The organism is Corynebacterium sp. J010B-136 (genome assembly GCF_002967075.1).
Taxonomy (GTDB): domain Bacteria; phylum Actinomycetota; class Actinomycetes; order Mycobacteriales; family Mycobacteriaceae; genus Corynebacterium.
In genome coordinates, this window is record NZ_PUGE01000004.1 from 57,946 (window position 1) to 75,713 (window position 17,768).

Consider the following 17,768-nt stretch of genomic DNA (forward strand, 5'->3'; position numbering starts at 1 on the left):
AAGTGTTGGACTGACAACGTGTTTCGTGCGTTTACCGTTGCCACACACATTTTGGTGGCGCGCGAAACACAGGTGTGTCCACTTTTTCTAGCGAGAGAACATAAATTTAATTCACCTACACACCAACGATGAGGACATGTTCATGCGCTCTAAAGATTCCCGTTCCACCGTGCGTAGCCCCCAGGCCAAATCGGCTAGCACCAAGCGTCGCCGCATGGCGCTGGTAGCGCTGCCGACCGCAGCCGTGCTGGGGTTATCCCTAATTCCTTTCGCAGGCGCACAGTCCTTGCTGCCAGGTGGCTCGAGCCTTTCTGACTCGGTTGCACCAGGCAACCCACCGCAGCGCGATCCCATCAACACCACCTACCCAGAGGTAGAAGGCTTGCCAGAAGGCGTTGACGTCAACCGCGTGGAGTACCTCTCCCCACGACACGTCAAGGTCTACATCCAGTCTGCGGCTATGCCAGATCATGAGCAGGTAGTGCAGATTCTTCTGGCGCGTGACTGGTACTCCCAGCCAGATAAGCAGTTCCCAGAGGTCTGGGCCCTCGATGGCCTGCGTGCGCGTGACGATGAATCCGGCTGGACCATTGAGACCAATATCGAGCAGTACTACGCCGATAAGAACGTCAACGTGATCATGCCAGTGGGCGGCGAATCCTCCTTCTACTCTGACTGGGCTGAGCCTGATAACGGCAAGCACTACATGTGGGAGACCTTCCTAACCCAAGAACTCGTGCCAATTTTGGACAATGAGTTCCGCTCCAATAAGCAGCGCGCCGTCGTCGGTATCTCCATGGGCGGTACTGCCGCGATGAACCTGGCAGAGCGCCACCCATACCTGTTTGACTTCGTTGGTTCTTTCTCCGGCTACTTGGATACGACCTCCACGGGTATGCCACAGGCGATTCAGGCAGCACAGGCGGATGCTGGTGGATATGACTCTACAAAGATGTGGGGAGAACCGTACTCGCAGGAATGGTACAACCACGATCCGAAGCTGGGCATTAAAGAACTCAAAGACATCACTACCTACGTCTCTGCTGGTTCCGGCCAAGATGACTATGGACAGGACAATTCTGTTGCCAAGGGTCAAGCCAACTTAGCTGGCAAGGGACTGGAAGTTCTTTCCCGCATGACCACCGACTCCTTCGTCAAGCGTGCGAAGCGCGAAGGCGTTGATGTTATCTCCAAGCTGCGCCCCTCTGGTGTTCACAGCTGGGAGTACTGGCAGTTTGAAATGACCCAGGCATGGCCATATATCGCCGATACCTTTGGTCTGGGTGAGGTCGACCGCGGTGCTGACTGTGAAGTTACCGGCGATATCGCGACGGTGACCGGCAATGGTGAAATCGGCAACTGCCTCAACAATGAGTACAAGGTGGAAGACGGTAAGGCACAGGACTTCTCCGGCGGTACCGCGTACTGGTCACCGGATAACGGCGCACATGCGCTATTTGGTCGTATCGATGCGCGCTATGCCCAATTAGGCGGTCCGACCTCCTGGCTGGGCTTCCCACTCACCGGGGAGAAGACCACCCCGGATGGCAAGGGTCGCTTCGTGCACTTTGAAAACGGTTCGATCTACTGGACCGCATCGACAGGCGCATATGCCGTCACCAAATCCATGATGGGCATCTGGGGTAAGAATGGCTATGAAAACGGCGATCTGAAGTACCCAACCGGTGCAGTGACCAACATCGAAGGCGGCGGACAGTTCCAGAACTTCCAAAACGGCGTCCTGGTCGAAGCCAAGGAAGGAAACTCCAAGAAGGGCTACATCGTCCACGGAGCGATTGGCGCAAAGTACAAGGAGATGGGCGGCCCTAACTCCGCAGCCGGTGCACCACGCGGTGGCGAGAAGAAGATCAAGGGTGGCTTCTTCCAGGAATTTGAAAACGGCAATATCTACTGGTCCGCATCCTCCGGCGCGCACTTCATTCCATACGGTGACATTTTTGACCACTGGGGTGACAACGGCTACGAGAACGGTAAGTACGGCTACCCAACCTCCGACCAGGAGGACATCCTCGCTGGCGGGCTGAAGCAGGACTTCCAAGGCGGCACCATCCGCCAGACCATGGGCCGTGTGCACTAAGGAGCGTTAAGCGATGAAGCGACTAATGACAGGCACGCTCGCGCTGCTAGCTACTTTCACCTTGGCAGCGTGTGGCTCTGCCACTGTAGAAAGTGGCTCGGAAGTTTCCCCTGATGCCACCGTGGCACCACTAGAGCGCGGTGACGGCGATCTGTCGTCCTCGTCTGAGTCAGGAACATCAAAGGAGACGAGTTCGAAGGAGGCGAAGGAGAGCACGGAGGCATCGACAAGCAAAAGCGAACCAGCGCCTGAAGACCGTGGCGCGCAGGAAGTAGAACAAGCCCCCACCCCGCAAGTTGATACTTCCAATGCTGGATTCCTCGACGCCGTTGCAGGCGGCGGAGTCGACATAACTGGTGTAGAAAACCAACTTGTTAGCGCAGCTCACACTGCCTGCAACCCAGACGATGACGTCACCGTACTGGCCGTAGCGGGACAGCTTGTAGAGCAAGAACGCACGGACAAGGACGTTGAGGAAGTCGTCGCATTGATCAACGAACAGGCACAGGCAGCCTACTGCTAGCAAAATTCTTGATCCTTGCCAGGATAATGGAGTAGAACTTCCCCCTATGAGAAAAACACTGACTATCCTCGCCGTAATCATTGTTCTAGTGGTGGTCGGCGGGGGAGCCGCGCAGTACTTAATGCGTGAGACTTCCAGCCCATCCGGCGATGGCGACCGCACGCCGGCGCCTGGGGAGTCTACTGAAGCTGCGCCCGAAACCCCGGAGCAACCAGAATGGTGCCCGGCTTATGAGTTCATTTCCGCGCCAGGTACATGGGAATCATCGGCTGACGATGACCCCTTCAACCCGCAGGCGAACTCACGTTCTTTCATGCTGTCTATAACTAATCCTTTGAAAGAACAATTCGGTGAAGACCAGGTACGTGTGTGGACCTTGCCTTATACCGCGCAGTTTCGAAGTATTCAATCTCAAAAGGAAATGAGCTACGACGACTCCCGCAACGAAGGCCGCGCGAAGCTGGAAGGTGAACTGAAGTGGATGCACGGTGAATGCCCACAGACGCAGTTCATCCTGGCTGGCTTCTCTCAGGGAGCTGTAATTGTGGGCGATGTTGCCGATGATATTGGCGGCGGCACAGGCGTTATTCCTGCCGAATCCGTCGCGGGTGTAACAGCGATTGCTGATGGCCGCCGTGAAAATGGTGTCGGCATCAACCCTGGTTACGAAGTAAAGGGCATCGGTGCAGAAATTGCACTACAGCCAGTGACAGGATTAGTGCAGTTGGTTGTGCCAGGCGCCTCCATGCGTGGACCACGCCCGAATGACTTCGGGTCCTTGGCTGACAGGACTTATCAGATCTGCGCTCCATCGGATAGTATCTGCGATGCGCCGCACAATATTAGCAATGCCGCGGAACGCGCAATGGAGCTTATCGAGGCCAATGGCATACACGCGCTCTATGCCTCAAACGACAAAGTTATCCCAGGCATGACCACCAATCAGTGGGTTGTGGGCTGGGCATCGAAAATCATAAACGGCGGCTAACTTACTGTCAGGTAACGTTTTAGACAATAATACTGATAGTTTTAAATGCCTAAGTTAACACTTCTTTAAAGGAGATTCCATGGATTTGCATGCCGCAATGCAGCAGTTCTACAACGATAAGGGAGAAATCACCTTAGCCCCGCAGCTTTCTTTAGCGGGCTTGGCAGAGTTGCTGTACCAAGGCGACTTGCACACCGGTGGCGGAGACCGCAAGGTTCTGCGCTATTGGGATTACTCCAACTCCCGCGAAGGCGAACTGGTGGTATTTACCCGCCAGGAAGTAAATACGCGTATTAAGGCCGTGGCCGCACGATTGCAGCAGGTCGGCAAATTAAATGACCGCGTAGCCATCTTGGCAGGTAACTCCCCGGAGTACCTGTTTGGCTTTATCGGCGCGCTGTATGCCGGCATGGTTCCTGTGCCGCTTTATGATCCAAACGAGCCGGGTCACGCGGACCACCTCACCGCCGTGTTTGCAGACTGCCAGCCCAAGTTCGTGCTGACTAACTCGGAATCGGCGCAGGCGGTGCGCACGCACTTCTCGGCGCTGCCATCCCGTGAGCGTCCACGTATTTTGTCGGTTGATTCCTTGCCGGATTCTTTGGCGGAATCTTATGTCACCCCGCAGTCGACGCTGGAAGGCCAGCAGTTGCTGGCGATGTCGACGGTCATGCCGATCGACCAAGCCGCATTCTTGCAGTACACCTCCGGCTCAACCCGCACGCCCGCGGGCGTGGAGCTTACCAACCGCTCGATTTTGACCAATGTTTTGCAGATTTACGCTGCTGCGAAGCTGAAGATGCCGCTGCGCCTAGTTACCTGGTTGCCGCTGCACCACGACATGGGCATCATCTTGTCGCTGTTCGTAGTGATTATGGGCTTGCCATTTGAGATGATGCGTCCGCGTGACTTCATCCAGCAGCCCAAGCGCTGGATTGACCAGCTCAAGCGCAAGGACGTCGACGAGAAGCTCGCGGCAACCTACGCGGTTGTGCCGAACTTCGCACTCGAGCTGGCTACCCGCTACGGCAAGCCTGCTGCGGGCGAAGAGCTGGACTTGTCCAATATCGACGGCATCATCATTGGTTCAGAGCCAGTCACCGAAACCGCCGTGGAGAACTTCTACGAGGTCTTCAAAGACTTCGGTCTCGACCGCAAGGTGCTGCGTCCATCCTATGGCCTGGCTGAGGCATCTTTGCTGGTATCGACGCCGCAAAATGATGAGCGCCCAGTGTTTAACCACTTCAACCGCGAGGCATTGGCCAATGGCGAGGCAAAGCCTCAGGAGAAATCGGATGACACCGTGCCATTCGCGTCCAACGGTCAGGTGGTTACGGGACAGTACCTGACCATCGTGGATCCAGAAACCCGCGCCGAAGTTGAAGACGGCGTCGTGGGCGAGCTGTGGGCACACGGCGAAAACATGGCTGTGGGCTACCTCGGCCGCGAAGAAGAAACCAAGGCCACCTTCCGCAACACTTTGGGTGAGCGTTTGGCATCCGGTAGCCGTGTCGAAGGCGCGCCTGACGATGACAAGTGGATGGCCACCGGCGACTTGGGCACCATCCTGGACGGCGAGCTCTACATCACCGGCCGTTTGAAGGACCTCATTGTTATTGCAGGGCGTAACCACTACCCACAAGACATTGAAGGCACCATCCAGGAAGCAACTGACCACGTGCGCCCGGACTCGATTGCGGCGTTCTCCGTGGAAGGCGAAAACACCGAGCAGTTGATTGTCTTGGTGGAGCGCGCTGATTCCGCTGATGAATCCGGTGATGCGGCAGCAACCGAGGCAATCCGTACCGCTGTCAGCAAGAACCACGGCATCGTGCCAGATGCGATTGAGTGGAAAGCGCCACATGAGATCAACCGCACCTCATCCGGCAAGATTGCTCGCCGCGTAGCAAAGAAGCACTACATGGCCTAACCTGCCACGGGAAATTTACCTGCGGCAATACCCCTGCCCGGTCCAGCTGCAACGAGCTAGGCCGGGCGTTGTGATTTTCAAAACCAACAGCACATGATGTGTACTAGTGGTATGTAACAATAAGCCGGACATGTCGCGATATGACAATGTAACTGGTTTTCTTAGTGAATTAGTGATTTGTAAATTAGTAAGGCAACAACCTTTATGACCGTTGAACAACTCCGAGGCTGGATCCGCGCTTGGGTGGCAGACGTAACTGGCCTGCCAGAAGAAGAAGTCGTAGATACGAAACCTCTGGAGAACTTTGGACTTTCCTCACGTGATGCCGTGGTGCTATCAGGTGAGTTAGAAAACCTCCTCGGTCTCCAACTGGATGCGACCGTGGCTTATGAATACCCCACGATTGCAGCTTTAGCCGAGCGCTTAATCAACGGACCTGCCCAAACTCCTGCTGCCGCGCAAGTTGTGCGCAAGGCGCAGAATAAGGCGACGGGAACCGGCGCGCACGATATCGCGATTATTGGCGTCGCAGGGCGTTTCCCTGGCGCGGATAACGTCGAAGAGTTCTGGCAGATGCTTATTGAAGGCCGCGCTGGCACAGGCGAACTTCCAATTGGTCGCTGGTCTGAGTACAACGCCGATGAAGTGCTACGTACAAAGATGGAAACGCAGAATCTCCAAGGCGGCTACTTAGAGGATATCTCCAGCTTCGATCCGGAGTTCTTCGGCCTTTCCCCACTTGAGGCCACCAATATGGATCCGCAGCAGCGCATCATCTTGGAACTGGCGTGGGAAGCATTAGAAGACGCCGGCCTGCCTGCAAACGAACTACGAGGCACCGCCACTGGCGTTTACATGGGCTCGACCAACAATGATTACGGCATGCTCATTGCCGCAGACCCAGCTGAAGCACACCCTTATGCGCTCACGGGCTCGTCTTCTTCCATTATCCCGAACCGCGTGTCCTATGCTTTGGATCTGCGCGGTCCTTCGGTCAACGTCGATACTGCGTGTTCTTCTTCTCTCGTTGCTATTCACCAGGCCGTGCGGGGTCTGCGCGAAGGCGACGCGGATGTTGCCCTGGCCGGTGGCGTCAACATTCAGGCTTCGCCATTTATCACCACTTCCTTTGGTGAGCTCGGCGTTATTTCACCTACCGGCGGTATCCACGCCTTCTCCGATGATGCGGACGGATTCGTGCGCGCCGACGCCGCAGGCGTTGTCGTGCTCAAGCGCCTAGAAGATGCAGAAGCCGACGGCGATAATATCCTCGGTGTCATCAAAGGCTCTGCCGTTAACTCCGATGGTCACTCCAATGGCCTGACTGCACCGAACCCGGATGCGCAGGTCGATGTCCTAGAGCGCGCGTACCTCGATGCCGAGGTCGATCCGCTGACGGTCGACTACATCGAAGCACACGGCACCGGCACCATCTTGGGTGATCCGATTGAAGCTACTGCCCTGGGCAAGACCGTGGGCGCGGGCCGCGACGCAGCGAACCCAGCGTTGCTTGGCTCCGCAAAATCCAATATCGGCCACTCCGAATCCGCCGCGGGCATCGTGGGCCTCATCAAGGTCATCGAAGGCATGCGCCATGGCATCATTCCGCCATCGATCAACTTCAGCGAACCGAACCGCTACATCGATTTCGATGCCGAGCACCTCGAAGTCGTGGAAGACCCACGCGAGTGGCCAGAATACTCCGGCTCCAAGCTCGCAGGCATCTCCGGCTTTGGTTTCGGTGGCACCAACGCACACGTGGTAGTTGCCGAGTACACGGGTGAGCAGACGGCGGCGAAGGCACAGGTTGCCATCGACACGCGGGAAGGCGACGCGGGCGAAGAAGAACCAGCCACCGTGGCTTTGCCGGTATCTGGTTTGCTGCCGTCGCGTCGTCGACACGCGGCAAGCAACCTGGCGGACTACATCGAAAATGAACAGCTGGACCACACTGGTTTGCTGGAGCTTGCGCGCTCTTTGGCTGGCCGCAACCACGGCCGTACCCGCGCCGTTGTAACTGCCAACAATGCCGAAGATGCCATCAAGCGCCTGCGCCAGGTCGCCGACGGCAAGGTGTCTTTGGGCATCGCAGCTGCCGATGCCCCAGCAAGTGCCGGACCGGTCTTTGTCTACTCGGGCTTTGGCTCCCAGCACCGCAAAATGGCCAAGGATCTCATGGCCGTCTCGCCGCTGTTTGCCGAGCGCTTGGCCGAGCTCAATGAAACCATTGACTTTGAGGCTGGCTGGTCGTTGCTAGAGCTTATCGATGACGACGCGCAGACCTACAACACCGAAACCGCCCAGGTAGCGATCACCGCTATCCAGATTGCTCTGACCGATTTGCTGGCGCACTTTGGCGTGCGTCCGGCAGGTGTCATGGGCATGTCCATGGGTGAAATCGCAGCGGCCTATGCCGCTGGTGGCCTCAAAGACACTGACGCTTTGCTGATTGCTAGCCACCGCGCCCGCCTGATGGGCGAGGGCGAAGCTTCGCTGACCCCCGAAAACCAGGGTGCGATGGCTGTGGTGGAAATGACCGCCGCGGATATTGAAGCACTCGGCAACGATATTGAGCCAGCTGTCTACGCAGGTCCTGGCATGACCACTGTCGGCGGTCCACGCCAGCAGGTCCTCGACCTGGTGGAAAAGCTGGAAGGCGAAGGCAAGTTTGCCCGCGCGCTCAACGTTAAGGGCGCAGGCCACACCTCGGCTGTGGAGCCTTTCTTAGGCGAGCTCGCCGCAGAAATCGCCGGTATTGAAGCCCGTCCTATCCACACCACGGTGTTTAGCTCCGTCGACCGCGGCACGGTCTACCAGCCAGGTGCAACCATCCACACCGATGAGTACTGGATTCGCATGACGCGTCAGGCCGTGTACTTCCAGGATGCTACCGAGCAGGCTTTGGCTGCAGGACACAACCAGCTGGTGGAAATTTCGCCGAACCCAGTGGCGCTGATGGGCATGATGAATACTGCCTTTAGCGTCGGCAAGCCGGATGCGCAGCTGCTGATTTCGCTCAAGCGCAAAGTCGATCCATCTGAGTCACTGTTGGACCTTTTGGCGAAGCTCTATGTCACCGGCTCTCCGGTGGATTTCCGCAATGTCTTTGGTACCAGCGCTGGTAACACTACCGGCAACACCCCGGTCAAGGCGCCGTTTACACAGTTTAAGAAGCAGCGTTTTTGGACCTCAGCGCGGCCATCGTCAGGCGTTTCTGGCCTGCCGGGCACCCGCGTGACCTTGCCGGACGGCAAGATCGCCTTTGCTACCGATGCCGACCAGGCTCCTTCAGCCGTTGCTATCTTGGAATCTGCTGCCGCGGCTGTCGATGCCCGCGCGCAGGTCGTAGCCAGCGAAGAGCACGGCGTGTTGCCGGCGCAAGGCGAAGTAACCACCGTTGTCGACCGCAACCTAGGTGGGCTTTCCATCGCGGTCTACACCGTGGTTGGCGGGCTTACTCAGCTAATCGCCGAAGGTTTTGCTTCCACGCTGGACCTGGGTGGTGCTCCTGCTCCACTGCAGGGCGTGAGCGCGGTGCCAGAAAGCCAGGATTCACCAGCTGATTTCATCTCCGATGGCATCGAGGCTGTGCGCTGGGATCCGGAAAAGGAAACCGTCGAAGAGCGCCTGGCAACCATTGTTTCCGAGTCGATGGGCTATGACGTCAGCGACCTCCCACGCGAGCTGCCCCTGATTGACCTGGGTCTGGACTCCTTGATGGGCATGCGTATTAAGAACCGCGTGGAGAATGACTTCCAGATTCCACAGCTGCAGGTCCAGGCATTGCGGGATGCCTCGCTTGCCGATGTCATCGTGATGGTCGAAGAAGCCGTATCCGAGACAAGTTCTCCCTCCCCTACATCTTCATCGGAGTCATCAGCAGAACAAACGGAAACCACTTCGGAGACTGCTGCTGGTTTGGAAGAAGCCGCCGAAGCAATGGGCGAGCTAGATGCTGCTGAGGTAGCTGACGCAGTCGACGCCGCTGACGCAGATATTGAGCCGCAGACCTCGAAGGCTTCTGGCGTGGGCGTTGCCCCACGTGATGCCTCTGAGCGCATGGTCTTTGCTACCTGGGCGACCTTTACCGGTGCTGCGGCAGGTGGTGTGACCAGCGAGTTGCCATCGATTAGCGATGAGCAAGCAGCCCAAATCGCAGAGCGTCTCACTGAGCGCGCCGGAGTGGAGATTACGGCTGAGCAGGTCAAGGAAGCAAAGACCCTTGAGCCTTTGTCAGACCGTGTCCGCGAAGGCTTAGAGTCTGAGGTCGAAGGCAATATTCGCGTGCTGCGCGAAGCCGATGGCCCAGCTGTGTTCATGTTCCACCCTGCCGGTGGCACCACCGTTGTCTACCAGCCGCTGATGCGCCGTCTTGGTCAAGATGTCGCGGTCTACGGCGTAGAGCGCCTCGAGGGCACCTTGGAAGAGCGTGCTGCGGCGTATCTGGATGACATCGTGAAGTATGCCCGTGGACGCAAGGTCATTTTGGGTGGCTGGTCCTTTGGTGGCGCTTTGGCTTTCGAGGTCGCGTTGCAACTGGAGAAGAAGCACCCAGAGGTCGAAGTCGCGTACATTTCGCTGCTGGATACCACCCAGCCTTCGGATCCTGCGCCGGATACTTTGGAAGAAACTAAGGCCCGTTGGGAGCGCTACGCTGCCTTTGCGAAGAAGACCTACGGCCTGGAATTCCCGGTACCTTATGAGCTGCTAGAAACCGCTGGTGAAGCAGCTGTTATGCAGATGCTGGAGCAGCTGCTGGCTACCACGGATGCCTCCGAGCACGGGCTTGCAGCTGGTGTTCTGGAACACCAGCGCGCATCCTTTGTGGATAACCAGATTCTGTCCAGCATTGACTTCATCCGCTGGGTCGACGTGAAGGCACCAGTGCTTTTGTTCCGCTCCGAGCGCATGCACGATGGCGCGATTGAGCTGGAGCCGCGCTATGCGCATATTGACCCAGATGGTGGCTGGGGCGCTATCGTAGAAGAATTGAAGATTGTGCAGCTGCCAGGTGACCACTTGGCGGTGCCAGACGAGCCAGTGATCGGCATCGTGGCAAAGCACATGGACACTTGGATTGAGGAGAAGATTCGTGGCAACGGCAGCTAATAAGCCGACGACCACCGCGGAGAAGATCGCTGATCTGGCATCCCGTCTGGAACAGGCGCAGGACCCAGGCAGCGAACGCTCCCGCAAGCGCCGCGATGACGCCGGTCATTCAACCCCGCGTCAGCGAATTAACGCGCTGCTAGACGAAGGTTCCTTCGTTGAGGTCGGCGCTTTGGGCAAGACCCCCAATGACCCAGACGCTATTTACTCTGATGGTGTAGTCACCGGCTACGGCCGCATCTCAGGCCGTCCCGTGTGCATTTACGCGCACGATAAGACTGTCTACGGCGGCTCAGTCGGCGTGACCTTCGGGCAAAAGGTCTGCCAGGTCATGGACATGGCGATCAAGATCGGTTGCCCTGTCATCGGCATTCAAGACTCCGGCGGTGCCCGTATTCAGGACGCCGTGACATCGCTTGCGATGTACTCGGAGATTTCTCGTCGTCAGCTGCCGCTGTCCGGCCGCAGCCCGCAGATTTCCATCATGTTGGGCAAGTCTGCTGGCGGTGCCGTCTATGCGCCGGTGACCACGGACTTCGTCATTGCCGTCGACAAGCAAGCGGAAATGTACGTCACCGGTCCGAAGGTTATCCGCGAGGTAACCGGCGAAGATATCTCTTCTGCTGAGCTCGGTGGCGCGAGCCAGCAGGAGCTCAACGGCAACGTCTCGGCGGTTGTTGATAGCGAAGATGAAGCTTTCGACTTGGTCCGGGATCTGCTTGACCACCTGCCATCATCGTGTTTCGACGAGGCGCCGGAGTTTGCTGCGCCGAGCGATGAAGAGCTGCGCGAAGACACTGAGCTCGACTCATTCATGCCTGATGACACCAATGCCGGCTACGACATGATTGAGCTCTTAGAGCAGCTTGGCGATGATGACGAGATCATCGAACTGCAGCCCAACTTCGCGCCGAATATGATTACGGCCTTTGGGCGTATCGATGGCAAAACCGTTGGCTTTGTGGCGAATAACCCGATGCACCTGGCGGGCTGTATTGACGCTGATGCAGCCGATAAGGGCGCGCGCTTTATCCAGATTTGTGATGCCTACAATGTGCCTTTGGTATTCGTTGTCGATACCCCGGGTTACATGCCCGGTGTGGAGCAGGAAAAGGTCGGGCTTATTCACCGCGGCGCGAAATTTGCTTTCGCCGGCGTTCAGGCCACCGTGCCGAAGGTTTCGCTGATTGTGCGCAAGGCTTTCGGCGGTGCTTATGCGGTGATGGGCTCGAAGAACCTGTCTGGCGATATTAACCTGGCGTGGCCGACCGCGCAGATTGCCGTGATGGGCTCTGCCGCGGCCGTGGTCATGATTGCGGGCAAGCAGCTCGATGCCGCTGAAACGCCTGAGCAGCGCGAGATGACCAAGAAGATGTTCATGGATTTCTATGATGAAAACATGACTTCGCCGTATGTGGCTGCTGAGCGTGGCTATATTGACGTAATGGTTCGCCCGCGCGAATCACGCATCGCTTTGCGGCAGGCTTTGCGCCAGTTGGAAACTAAGAATGTTTCTGATCTGCCAAAGAAGCATCCGATTGCGCCGATGTAGCGCCTCATCGATGTAACGTAGTGTCACTCTATAGCGGATATTAAACAGTAGACTTTCCCAAGAAGCTTTTATAAGGAGTTTTCCTCATGCTATCTAGCGTTATCGACGTAGTCGGTGAAGTGATCAGCTACCTGGTCATGGCCATCAACGGCATTGCCGCACAGTTTATGTAACAGCGGCGCAATAATGCGGGCCCCGTGGTTTCCACGGAGCCCGCATTTCTAGATCAGACAGGGGGCGTTGATGATTCTCCTACTCGATAATCATGACTCTTATACTTTCAACCTCTATCAACTCATCGCAGAGGTAGCAGGAGAATTACCGCTGGTGGTTCGAGCTGAATTCAGCGAGCGCGAAAACCTAGCCCAGCGCGTACACGACGGCGAATTTAGCCACGTCGTGATTTCACCAGGCCCAGGCACACCGGAAAACCCACGCGACTTTGAGGCCGCGCGCCAAGTCATCGAAGCCGCACGAGACATTCCTGTCCTCGGCATTTGCCTGGGGCACCAGGGCCTCGCGCTTCTCAATGGCGCTCGCGTCAAGCCCGCTCCTGAACCGAAACACGGTTTCATCAGCACTGTCCACCACACCGGGACCGGACTGTTTGCCGGTATCCCGCAGGATTTCAAGGTGGTGCGCTATCACTCGTTGTGCGTCGACGATATTGATAGCACTCGTATCCGCCCGACGGCGTGGTCTGAAGACGGCGTGATTATGGCACTTGAAGTGCTCGGTCGTCCACATTGGGGCGTGCAGTTCCATCCAGAATCAATTCTGACTGAGCACGGACGGATTATCGTGGAGAAGTTCTTGAACCAAGAGATTCCCGCAAAATGGAAGCTTGCGCATCGCGAGGTTGCGCTGCCGATGAACTGCGAAGCCACCTTCGCTCGCTTGAAAGATGCCGCACCTGACGCTTTCTGGCTAGATTCTGCCACGGCCGATACCGGCGCAGCAGATACAGGCGCAGGGCGCTACTCGATTCTCGGCACCAACACCGGTTCCCAGTCCGCGTCCATTTGCTATGATATAAGCCGTGGCAGCGTCCAAGTATCCCGCGGTGACGAGACCACAACCGTTGAGACCGACGTCTTGTCTTATCTGCAAGAGCTCTTGGCCGAATCAGTCGATACCCACAGCCTGCCGGAGTTGCCATTCCGGGGCGGATATGTCGGCTTTTTGGGATATGAGTGTAAAGCCCTCACGGTCGGACCCGGTGTTTACAGCGCCGATACTCCCGATGCCTATTGGGTGTTTCCGCAAGCGTTTGTGGTCTTTGATCATCGAGAAGCGATGGCGCATCTATGCGTTGTTTATGACGCAGTTGAAGGCCCGACGACAGAGACCGCGGAGCTGATGAATTGGCTCGAAGAATCCTTGGACGTTGAGACACCTGCTCATACAGCGAGAAAATCGGAAGAGGATCTCGCTGGAAATTGGCGGTTGTCGTCGGATGAATACGTGGCGCGCATCGGGGAAGTGGATGCGGCGCTACGCCGGGGCGATAGCTACGAAGTGTGCCTGACCGATACCTATGAAACCCAAGCAGCAGTCGATGGCTGGGTTTTGTACCGGCAGCTGCGGCGCAACAATCCGGCGCCCTATGCCGCCTACCTGAAGCTTGGCGCCTTTGGTGATGAGCTGGAGATTCTGTCATCTTCGCCCGAGCGATTCCTTAAGGTCGAACGCGATGGCACCGTGTCGAGCAAGCCCATCAAGGGCACGATTGCGCGCTCCGAGGATCCTGATGAGGACCGCCGGCGCAGCTACTTCTTACAAACCGATGCGAAGACGCGGGCAGAGAATCTGATGATCGTGGACCTTCTGCGCAACGACTTAGGCCGCGTGTGTGAAGTCGGCTCTGTCGAAGTTCCCGTGCTGATGGGCGTGGAATCGTATCAGACGGTTCATCAGCTGGTCAGCACCGTCGTGGGCACATTGCGCGGCGATGCCAACCTCATCGACCTGCTTCATGCCACCTTCCCCGGCGGCTCCATGACGGGCGCTCCTAAAGAACGCACACTGAGCATCATCGATTCTTTAGAGGCAGGACCGCGCGGCGTATATTCGGGCACCATCGGATATTTGGGACTGGATGGCACGGCGGATTTGAATATCGTTATCCGCACCATCGTCAAAGCTGGCGACAATATCACCGTGGGTGCCGGTGGCGCGATTGTTCTCGACTCCGATGCCAAGGAAGAAAACGCCGAGAAAGAACTCAAAGCCGCAGCTCTTTTGCGTTCTATCGCGCAAGTCAGGAGCGCCAACTCATGACTCCGCTGATATGGCACGATGGCGACTTCCGTGAACTACCGCTCGCGGACGACTATCGCTTACTGATCATCGATTCCTGGCGGCATCGCTTTGGAAAGTCTTTCGGGCTCGGGCAACATGCTGCTCGCTTCGACGCGGCTTGTGCCTCCATGGATTTTGTTCCGTCTACACAGCAGGAACGCGAGATGTGGCAGCGCATTGAAGCATTTCTAGCTCGTCCTGAAAATTGCAGCCGTGAGCTTTTTCCACGGATATCACTTCTGGAGTTTCCTGACGGAACCAGACACATAGGCTTCGAAGTCCGGCCAGCGCCAGCGGTCCGCGAAACGACGACGTTGGTGTATGGGGCGGGGGAGGATCATCGACAAGCACCTGTGCTCAAAGGCCCCGACCTGGCGCTCTTTGCGAAGATGAAAGCCGGTGTGGAGGCTGACGATGTCATTATCAGTGACACCGATGGCGCGTGCCTGGAAACGACCACGGGTGCATTGGCGCTGTGGAAAGACGATGTGCTTGTTCTATCCGACCGGCTGGATAAGCAACTGCCCAGCGTGACTTTGTACCAAATCTTCATGCGTGCACGGGATCTCGGAAAGAGAATCGAGTTCGCGCCGATTTTTCCGGATGATTTAGCTGCTGGGCCCGTGTGGTTTCTCAACGCGCTGCACGGAATCAGCCCGGTGACACAGATTCAGGTGGGGGACAAGGTTTTCACGCCGCCGCGCCATTCGGACGAGTCCGAGTGGATAAGCTGGTGGTGGGCGCAGTTCGGCGCACACACAGATAATTGCGAGCACCCAGATTTAACCGCATTTGTCTTCTCGACCAACAGCAGAAAGGACGCGGCCATGGCAGAGCAGGGCGAATTGCAACGCAACCTCGACCTGGCGGAAGAATGGGCCGGCACTTTCAAAACCTTGGGTGACCCGACGCGGCTGAAATTGCTTAGCGCCATCCACTTCGCCGGGCGCTTCGTGTATACCGTCAGCGAACTAGCCGAGGCGACCGGCGTGCGCATCCCCACCGCTTCGGCGGCGTTGCGAGCGATGGAAGCCAACGGCACCGTCATCTCCCAACGCGATGGCCGCAGCATCCGCTACGGCATCCACAATGAGCATGTCCACGAGCTGCTGCACTGGATCGGCACCGGGCACCAGCAATAGTCGTAAATGCTCGGGTGCGCCTGCATGTGCACTTGCTATGACAAATGCATGAGGGATCGCCAGATTGGCTAACCAGCCCGGTTGGCTCGTTAGCTTTCGCTAGCTGTGGGGATCGCCCCTGTTTTAAATCAGGTCCATCGCCCCCATGCTGCTCACGTGGTGGGTGTTGCCCACCAGCTTCCCACCAGGGGTGTGCAGGCGAACATTGCCGCGGTGGCGTCGCATCCTGCCGCGACTTGGCTTGCCTTTTCCTCGCTTATATTTTCTTTTCTGTGACCCGAGATTACCCGGGTCACCATCGTCGTTGACGCCGTTGTGATACTTACACAGCATCGTCAGGTTCGACGGCTTCGTATGGCCACCGTTCTTGTGTGCGTCGATGTGGTGCACCTGGCATCTATCGGCCGGGACATTGCAGTCCGGCCACGGGCAGACGAGATTCTCTGCCATGGCTAAAGTACGCAGCTTGTCTGACGCGAAGCGGGCCTCGTAAAGGTTCACGGGCCCGGCGGTCGGGTGGAAGAGTCCGACGTAGAGTTTGTCGCCGAGTGCTTTTTCCATCGCGGCGTTGATGAACTCGGCACCCGTCATGGTTGTACCGTCGGATAGTCCGATGATGACTTCGTTGCCTTTACCGCAGGAGACTTTCGCGAAATCGTCGAGACCAATGGCGATGACCGTGCGGTATTCGGGCTTGATAAGGCCGGTGCCGTTGCCCTCGACTAAGTCCCAGAAAGGCTCGAGCAATGCTTCGGAGCGGGGCTGCTCGTCGTTGGTTCTGGCGGCGTCGAGGGTTTTCTCGAGGTCAGTAATGCGGCGCTGGGTATCGGTGATGCTGATAGTTCGCAGGCCGTCGATGACGCGGCCGAGACGCACGCCCGGTTTCTTTTTGGTGTCGCCGCCTTCCTCCGTGACGCGGGTTTTGGCGTATTCGTTGACTTCCTCTAATGAGCCCTCACGAGCGATAAGCTCAGCACGCAGCTTCCACGCGGCGCCTCGGGCTTTCAACTTTTTGGCGTGCTTGTTAATCATCAACAGGTGGTTGACGCTCAATTCCCTTAGTTCGGCAAGCGCGATAGCCTCGCGCTGCACGCGCGGGGAATCACACGGGCTAAAAAGGGTGTCTGCAAGTTTGGCGTAATTTATGGCTAAGGAAATTTCAATCCCGTCATCGGCTAAGTCGTAAGGTGAGCACTCAGCACACAGCCGGAGGAATCCGATGCCGTTGCTCGTGAGAAGCTTGAAAGCTTTCATTAATTCGTCCATGACTTCGACACTAAAAGAGCAATGCAAGTCCTGGCTAGTGCAAGCTCGAAAATCTGTGGATAACTACGTTGACGCGTCACGCAACTGGCATAGTTATCCACAGGCAGCGGAAAAACTAGTACTTGCGCAGGTGAATTTCGCCTTGGCCGCGAAGCTGAGAGCGGACGAAATTCGCGGTGGCAAGCACTAAAGCGTGCAGTTCTTCGGTGCGGTTGCCGAGTGCGCGCAGTACGAAGCCGGGTTTGTCGCATTCGGTGACCGCGGCGATCAGGGAGCCATCCGGGGAGTGGTGGGTGGTGATGAGGTGGGAGAGGGCATCGATAAGCTCTGGCGTAATGCCGGGATCGAAGCAGATCGCTGTGGCGACATGCGTGCGCCCGTCCATGAAGAAGTCTTGCACCTCGCCGAAATCGCTGGCAAGGGGATTGATCCGCAGGTTATCCAGCAGCACCGGCTCACCATCCATGTGGACCTCGTTGAGCAGGTGCGCCTGCTTGTATAGGAACTTACCGCCGTCGGGGACCAGCCCGGGTTGGTGATATCGCTAAGAAACAGCGAGGCCTGCGGGTGCATATTGACCACGGTGCGTTGGCGGAAATCCGCGTCTCGGTACAAAATCAGCTGGTCGGGGATATACTCCAGCGCTGCCCCGGCGCCGAACAAAATCGCAAAGGCCGCGCCTGTCGATGCCCCAGAGTTAATACCCAGCGTAAACGGATCCGCCAGCATATTGAGCACCACGGCCTGCAAAACCGCACCGGCGACCGCCAAACCTGCACCGACCGCAAAGCCCAAAAAGCAGACGCGGCAGGCGGATATCCCACACGATGGCATCGGCGGTCCGTAGCTCAACTGGCAA

General features: G+C 57.3%; 9 protein-coding genes and 2 pseudogenes. 9 read left to right on the forward strand and 2 right to left on the reverse strand.

What is annotated here, in order from left to right:
• Nucleotides 1–142: 142 nt before the first annotated feature.
• The 9 genes and pseudogenes from C5Y44_RS07750 to C5Y44_RS07790 all read left to right on the forward strand — a co-directional run bounded on the left by C5Y44_RS07750 (nucleotide 143) and on the right by C5Y44_RS07790 (nucleotide 15,643).
• Complete coding sequence (locus C5Y44_RS07750) at nucleotides 143–2,098, forward strand: alpha/beta hydrolase-fold protein (protein WP_105324418.1); 1,956 nt, start codon at nucleotides 143–145, stop codon at nucleotides 2,096–2,098.
• Nucleotides 2,099–2,111: 13 nt separating this feature from the next.
• Nucleotides 2,112–2,621, forward strand: a complete 510-nt coding sequence (locus tag C5Y44_RS07755) for a hypothetical protein (RefSeq protein WP_105324419.1) — start codon at nucleotides 2,112–2,114, stop codon at nucleotides 2,619–2,621.
• Between the two features lie 46 nt (nucleotides 2,622–2,667).
• Nucleotides 2,668–3,609, forward strand: a complete 942-nt coding sequence (locus tag C5Y44_RS07760; protein WP_105324420.1) for a cutinase family protein — start codon at nucleotides 2,668–2,670, stop codon at nucleotides 3,607–3,609.
• 79 nt (nucleotides 3,610–3,688) lie between these two features.
• A complete protein-coding gene (locus C5Y44_RS07765) occupies nucleotides 3,689–5,539 on the forward strand; it encodes a FadD32-like long-chain-fatty-acid--AMP ligase (protein ID WP_105324421.1) in 1,851 nt (616 codons plus the stop codon).
• 204 nt (nucleotides 5,540–5,743) lie between these two features.
• Nucleotides 5,744–10,648 carry a polyketide synthase Pks13 gene (pks13, locus tag C5Y44_RS07770; RefSeq protein ID WP_105324422.1) on the forward strand — a complete coding sequence of 1,635 codons (4,905 nt, stop codon included), beginning with the start codon at nucleotides 5,744–5,746 and terminating at the stop codon, nucleotides 10,646–10,648.
• The gene (locus tag C5Y44_RS07775) at nucleotides 10,632–12,200 is read left to right on the forward strand and encodes an acyl-CoA carboxylase subunit beta (protein WP_105324423.1); all 1,569 of its coding nucleotides are present in this window, start codon (nucleotides 10,632–10,634) and stop codon (nucleotides 12,198–12,200) included. Before pks13 ends, C5Y44_RS07775 begins: the two co-directional genes overlap by 17 nt.
• 243 nt (nucleotides 12,201–12,443) lie before the next feature.
• Nucleotides 12,444–14,480: an aminodeoxychorismate synthase component I gene (gene pabB / locus C5Y44_RS07780; protein WP_105324424.1), complete on the forward strand. Its 2,037-nt coding sequence runs from the start codon at nucleotides 12,444–12,446 to the stop codon at nucleotides 14,478–14,480.
• Nucleotides 14,477–15,160, forward strand: a pseudogene (locus C5Y44_RS13555) (aminotransferase class IV); the annotation flags it as partial. The gene pabB and the pseudogene C5Y44_RS13555, both read left to right, overlap by 4 nt.
• 168 nt (nucleotides 15,161–15,328) lie before the next feature.
• Nucleotides 15,329–15,643, forward strand: coding sequence for a helix-turn-helix transcriptional regulator (locus C5Y44_RS07790; RefSeq protein ID WP_199186018.1), 315 nt, complete (start codon nucleotides 15,329–15,331; stop codon nucleotides 15,641–15,643).
• Between the two features lie 123 nt (nucleotides 15,644–15,766).
• On the opposite strand, the gene C5Y44_RS07795 is transcribed toward C5Y44_RS07790, so the two are convergent.
• Complete coding sequence (locus C5Y44_RS07795) at nucleotides 15,767–16,909, reverse strand: HNH endonuclease signature motif containing protein (RefSeq protein ID WP_105324425.1); 1,143 nt, start codon at nucleotides 16,907–16,909, stop codon at nucleotides 15,767–15,769.
• A 115-nt stretch (nucleotides 16,910–17,024) separates the two neighbouring features.
• Nucleotides 17,025–17,743: pseudogene (locus C5Y44_RS13590) on the reverse strand (urease accessory protein UreD).
• Nucleotides 17,744–17,768 lie beyond the last annotated feature (25 nt).

Coding starts and splice junctions, on each gene's coding strand:
- C5Y44_RS07750 (WP_105324418.1), top strand. CDS start 143: ATGCGCTCTAAAGATTCCCGTTCCACCGTGCGTAGCCCCCAGGCCAAA.
- C5Y44_RS07755 (WP_105324419.1), top strand. CDS start 2,112: ATGAAGCGACTAATGACAGGCACGCTCGCGCTGCTAGCTACTTTCACC.
- C5Y44_RS07760 (WP_105324420.1), top strand. CDS start 2,668: ATGAGAAAAACACTGACTATCCTCGCCGTAATCATTGTTCTAGTGGTG.
- C5Y44_RS07765 (WP_105324421.1), top strand. CDS start 3,689: ATGGATTTGCATGCCGCAATGCAGCAGTTCTACAACGATAAGGGAGAA.
- pks13 (WP_105324422.1), top strand. CDS start 5,744: ATGACCGTTGAACAACTCCGAGGCTGGATCCGCGCTTGGGTGGCAGAC.
- pabB (WP_105324424.1), top strand. CDS start 12,444: ATGATTCTCCTACTCGATAATCATGACTCTTATACTTTCAACCTCTAT.
- C5Y44_RS07790 (WP_199186018.1), top strand. CDS start 15,329: ATGGCAGAGCAGGGCGAATTGCAACGCAACCTCGACCTGGCGGAAGAA.
- C5Y44_RS07795 (WP_105324425.1), bottom strand. CDS start 16,909: ATGGACGAATTAATGAAAGCTTTCAAGCTTCTCACGAGCAACGGCATC.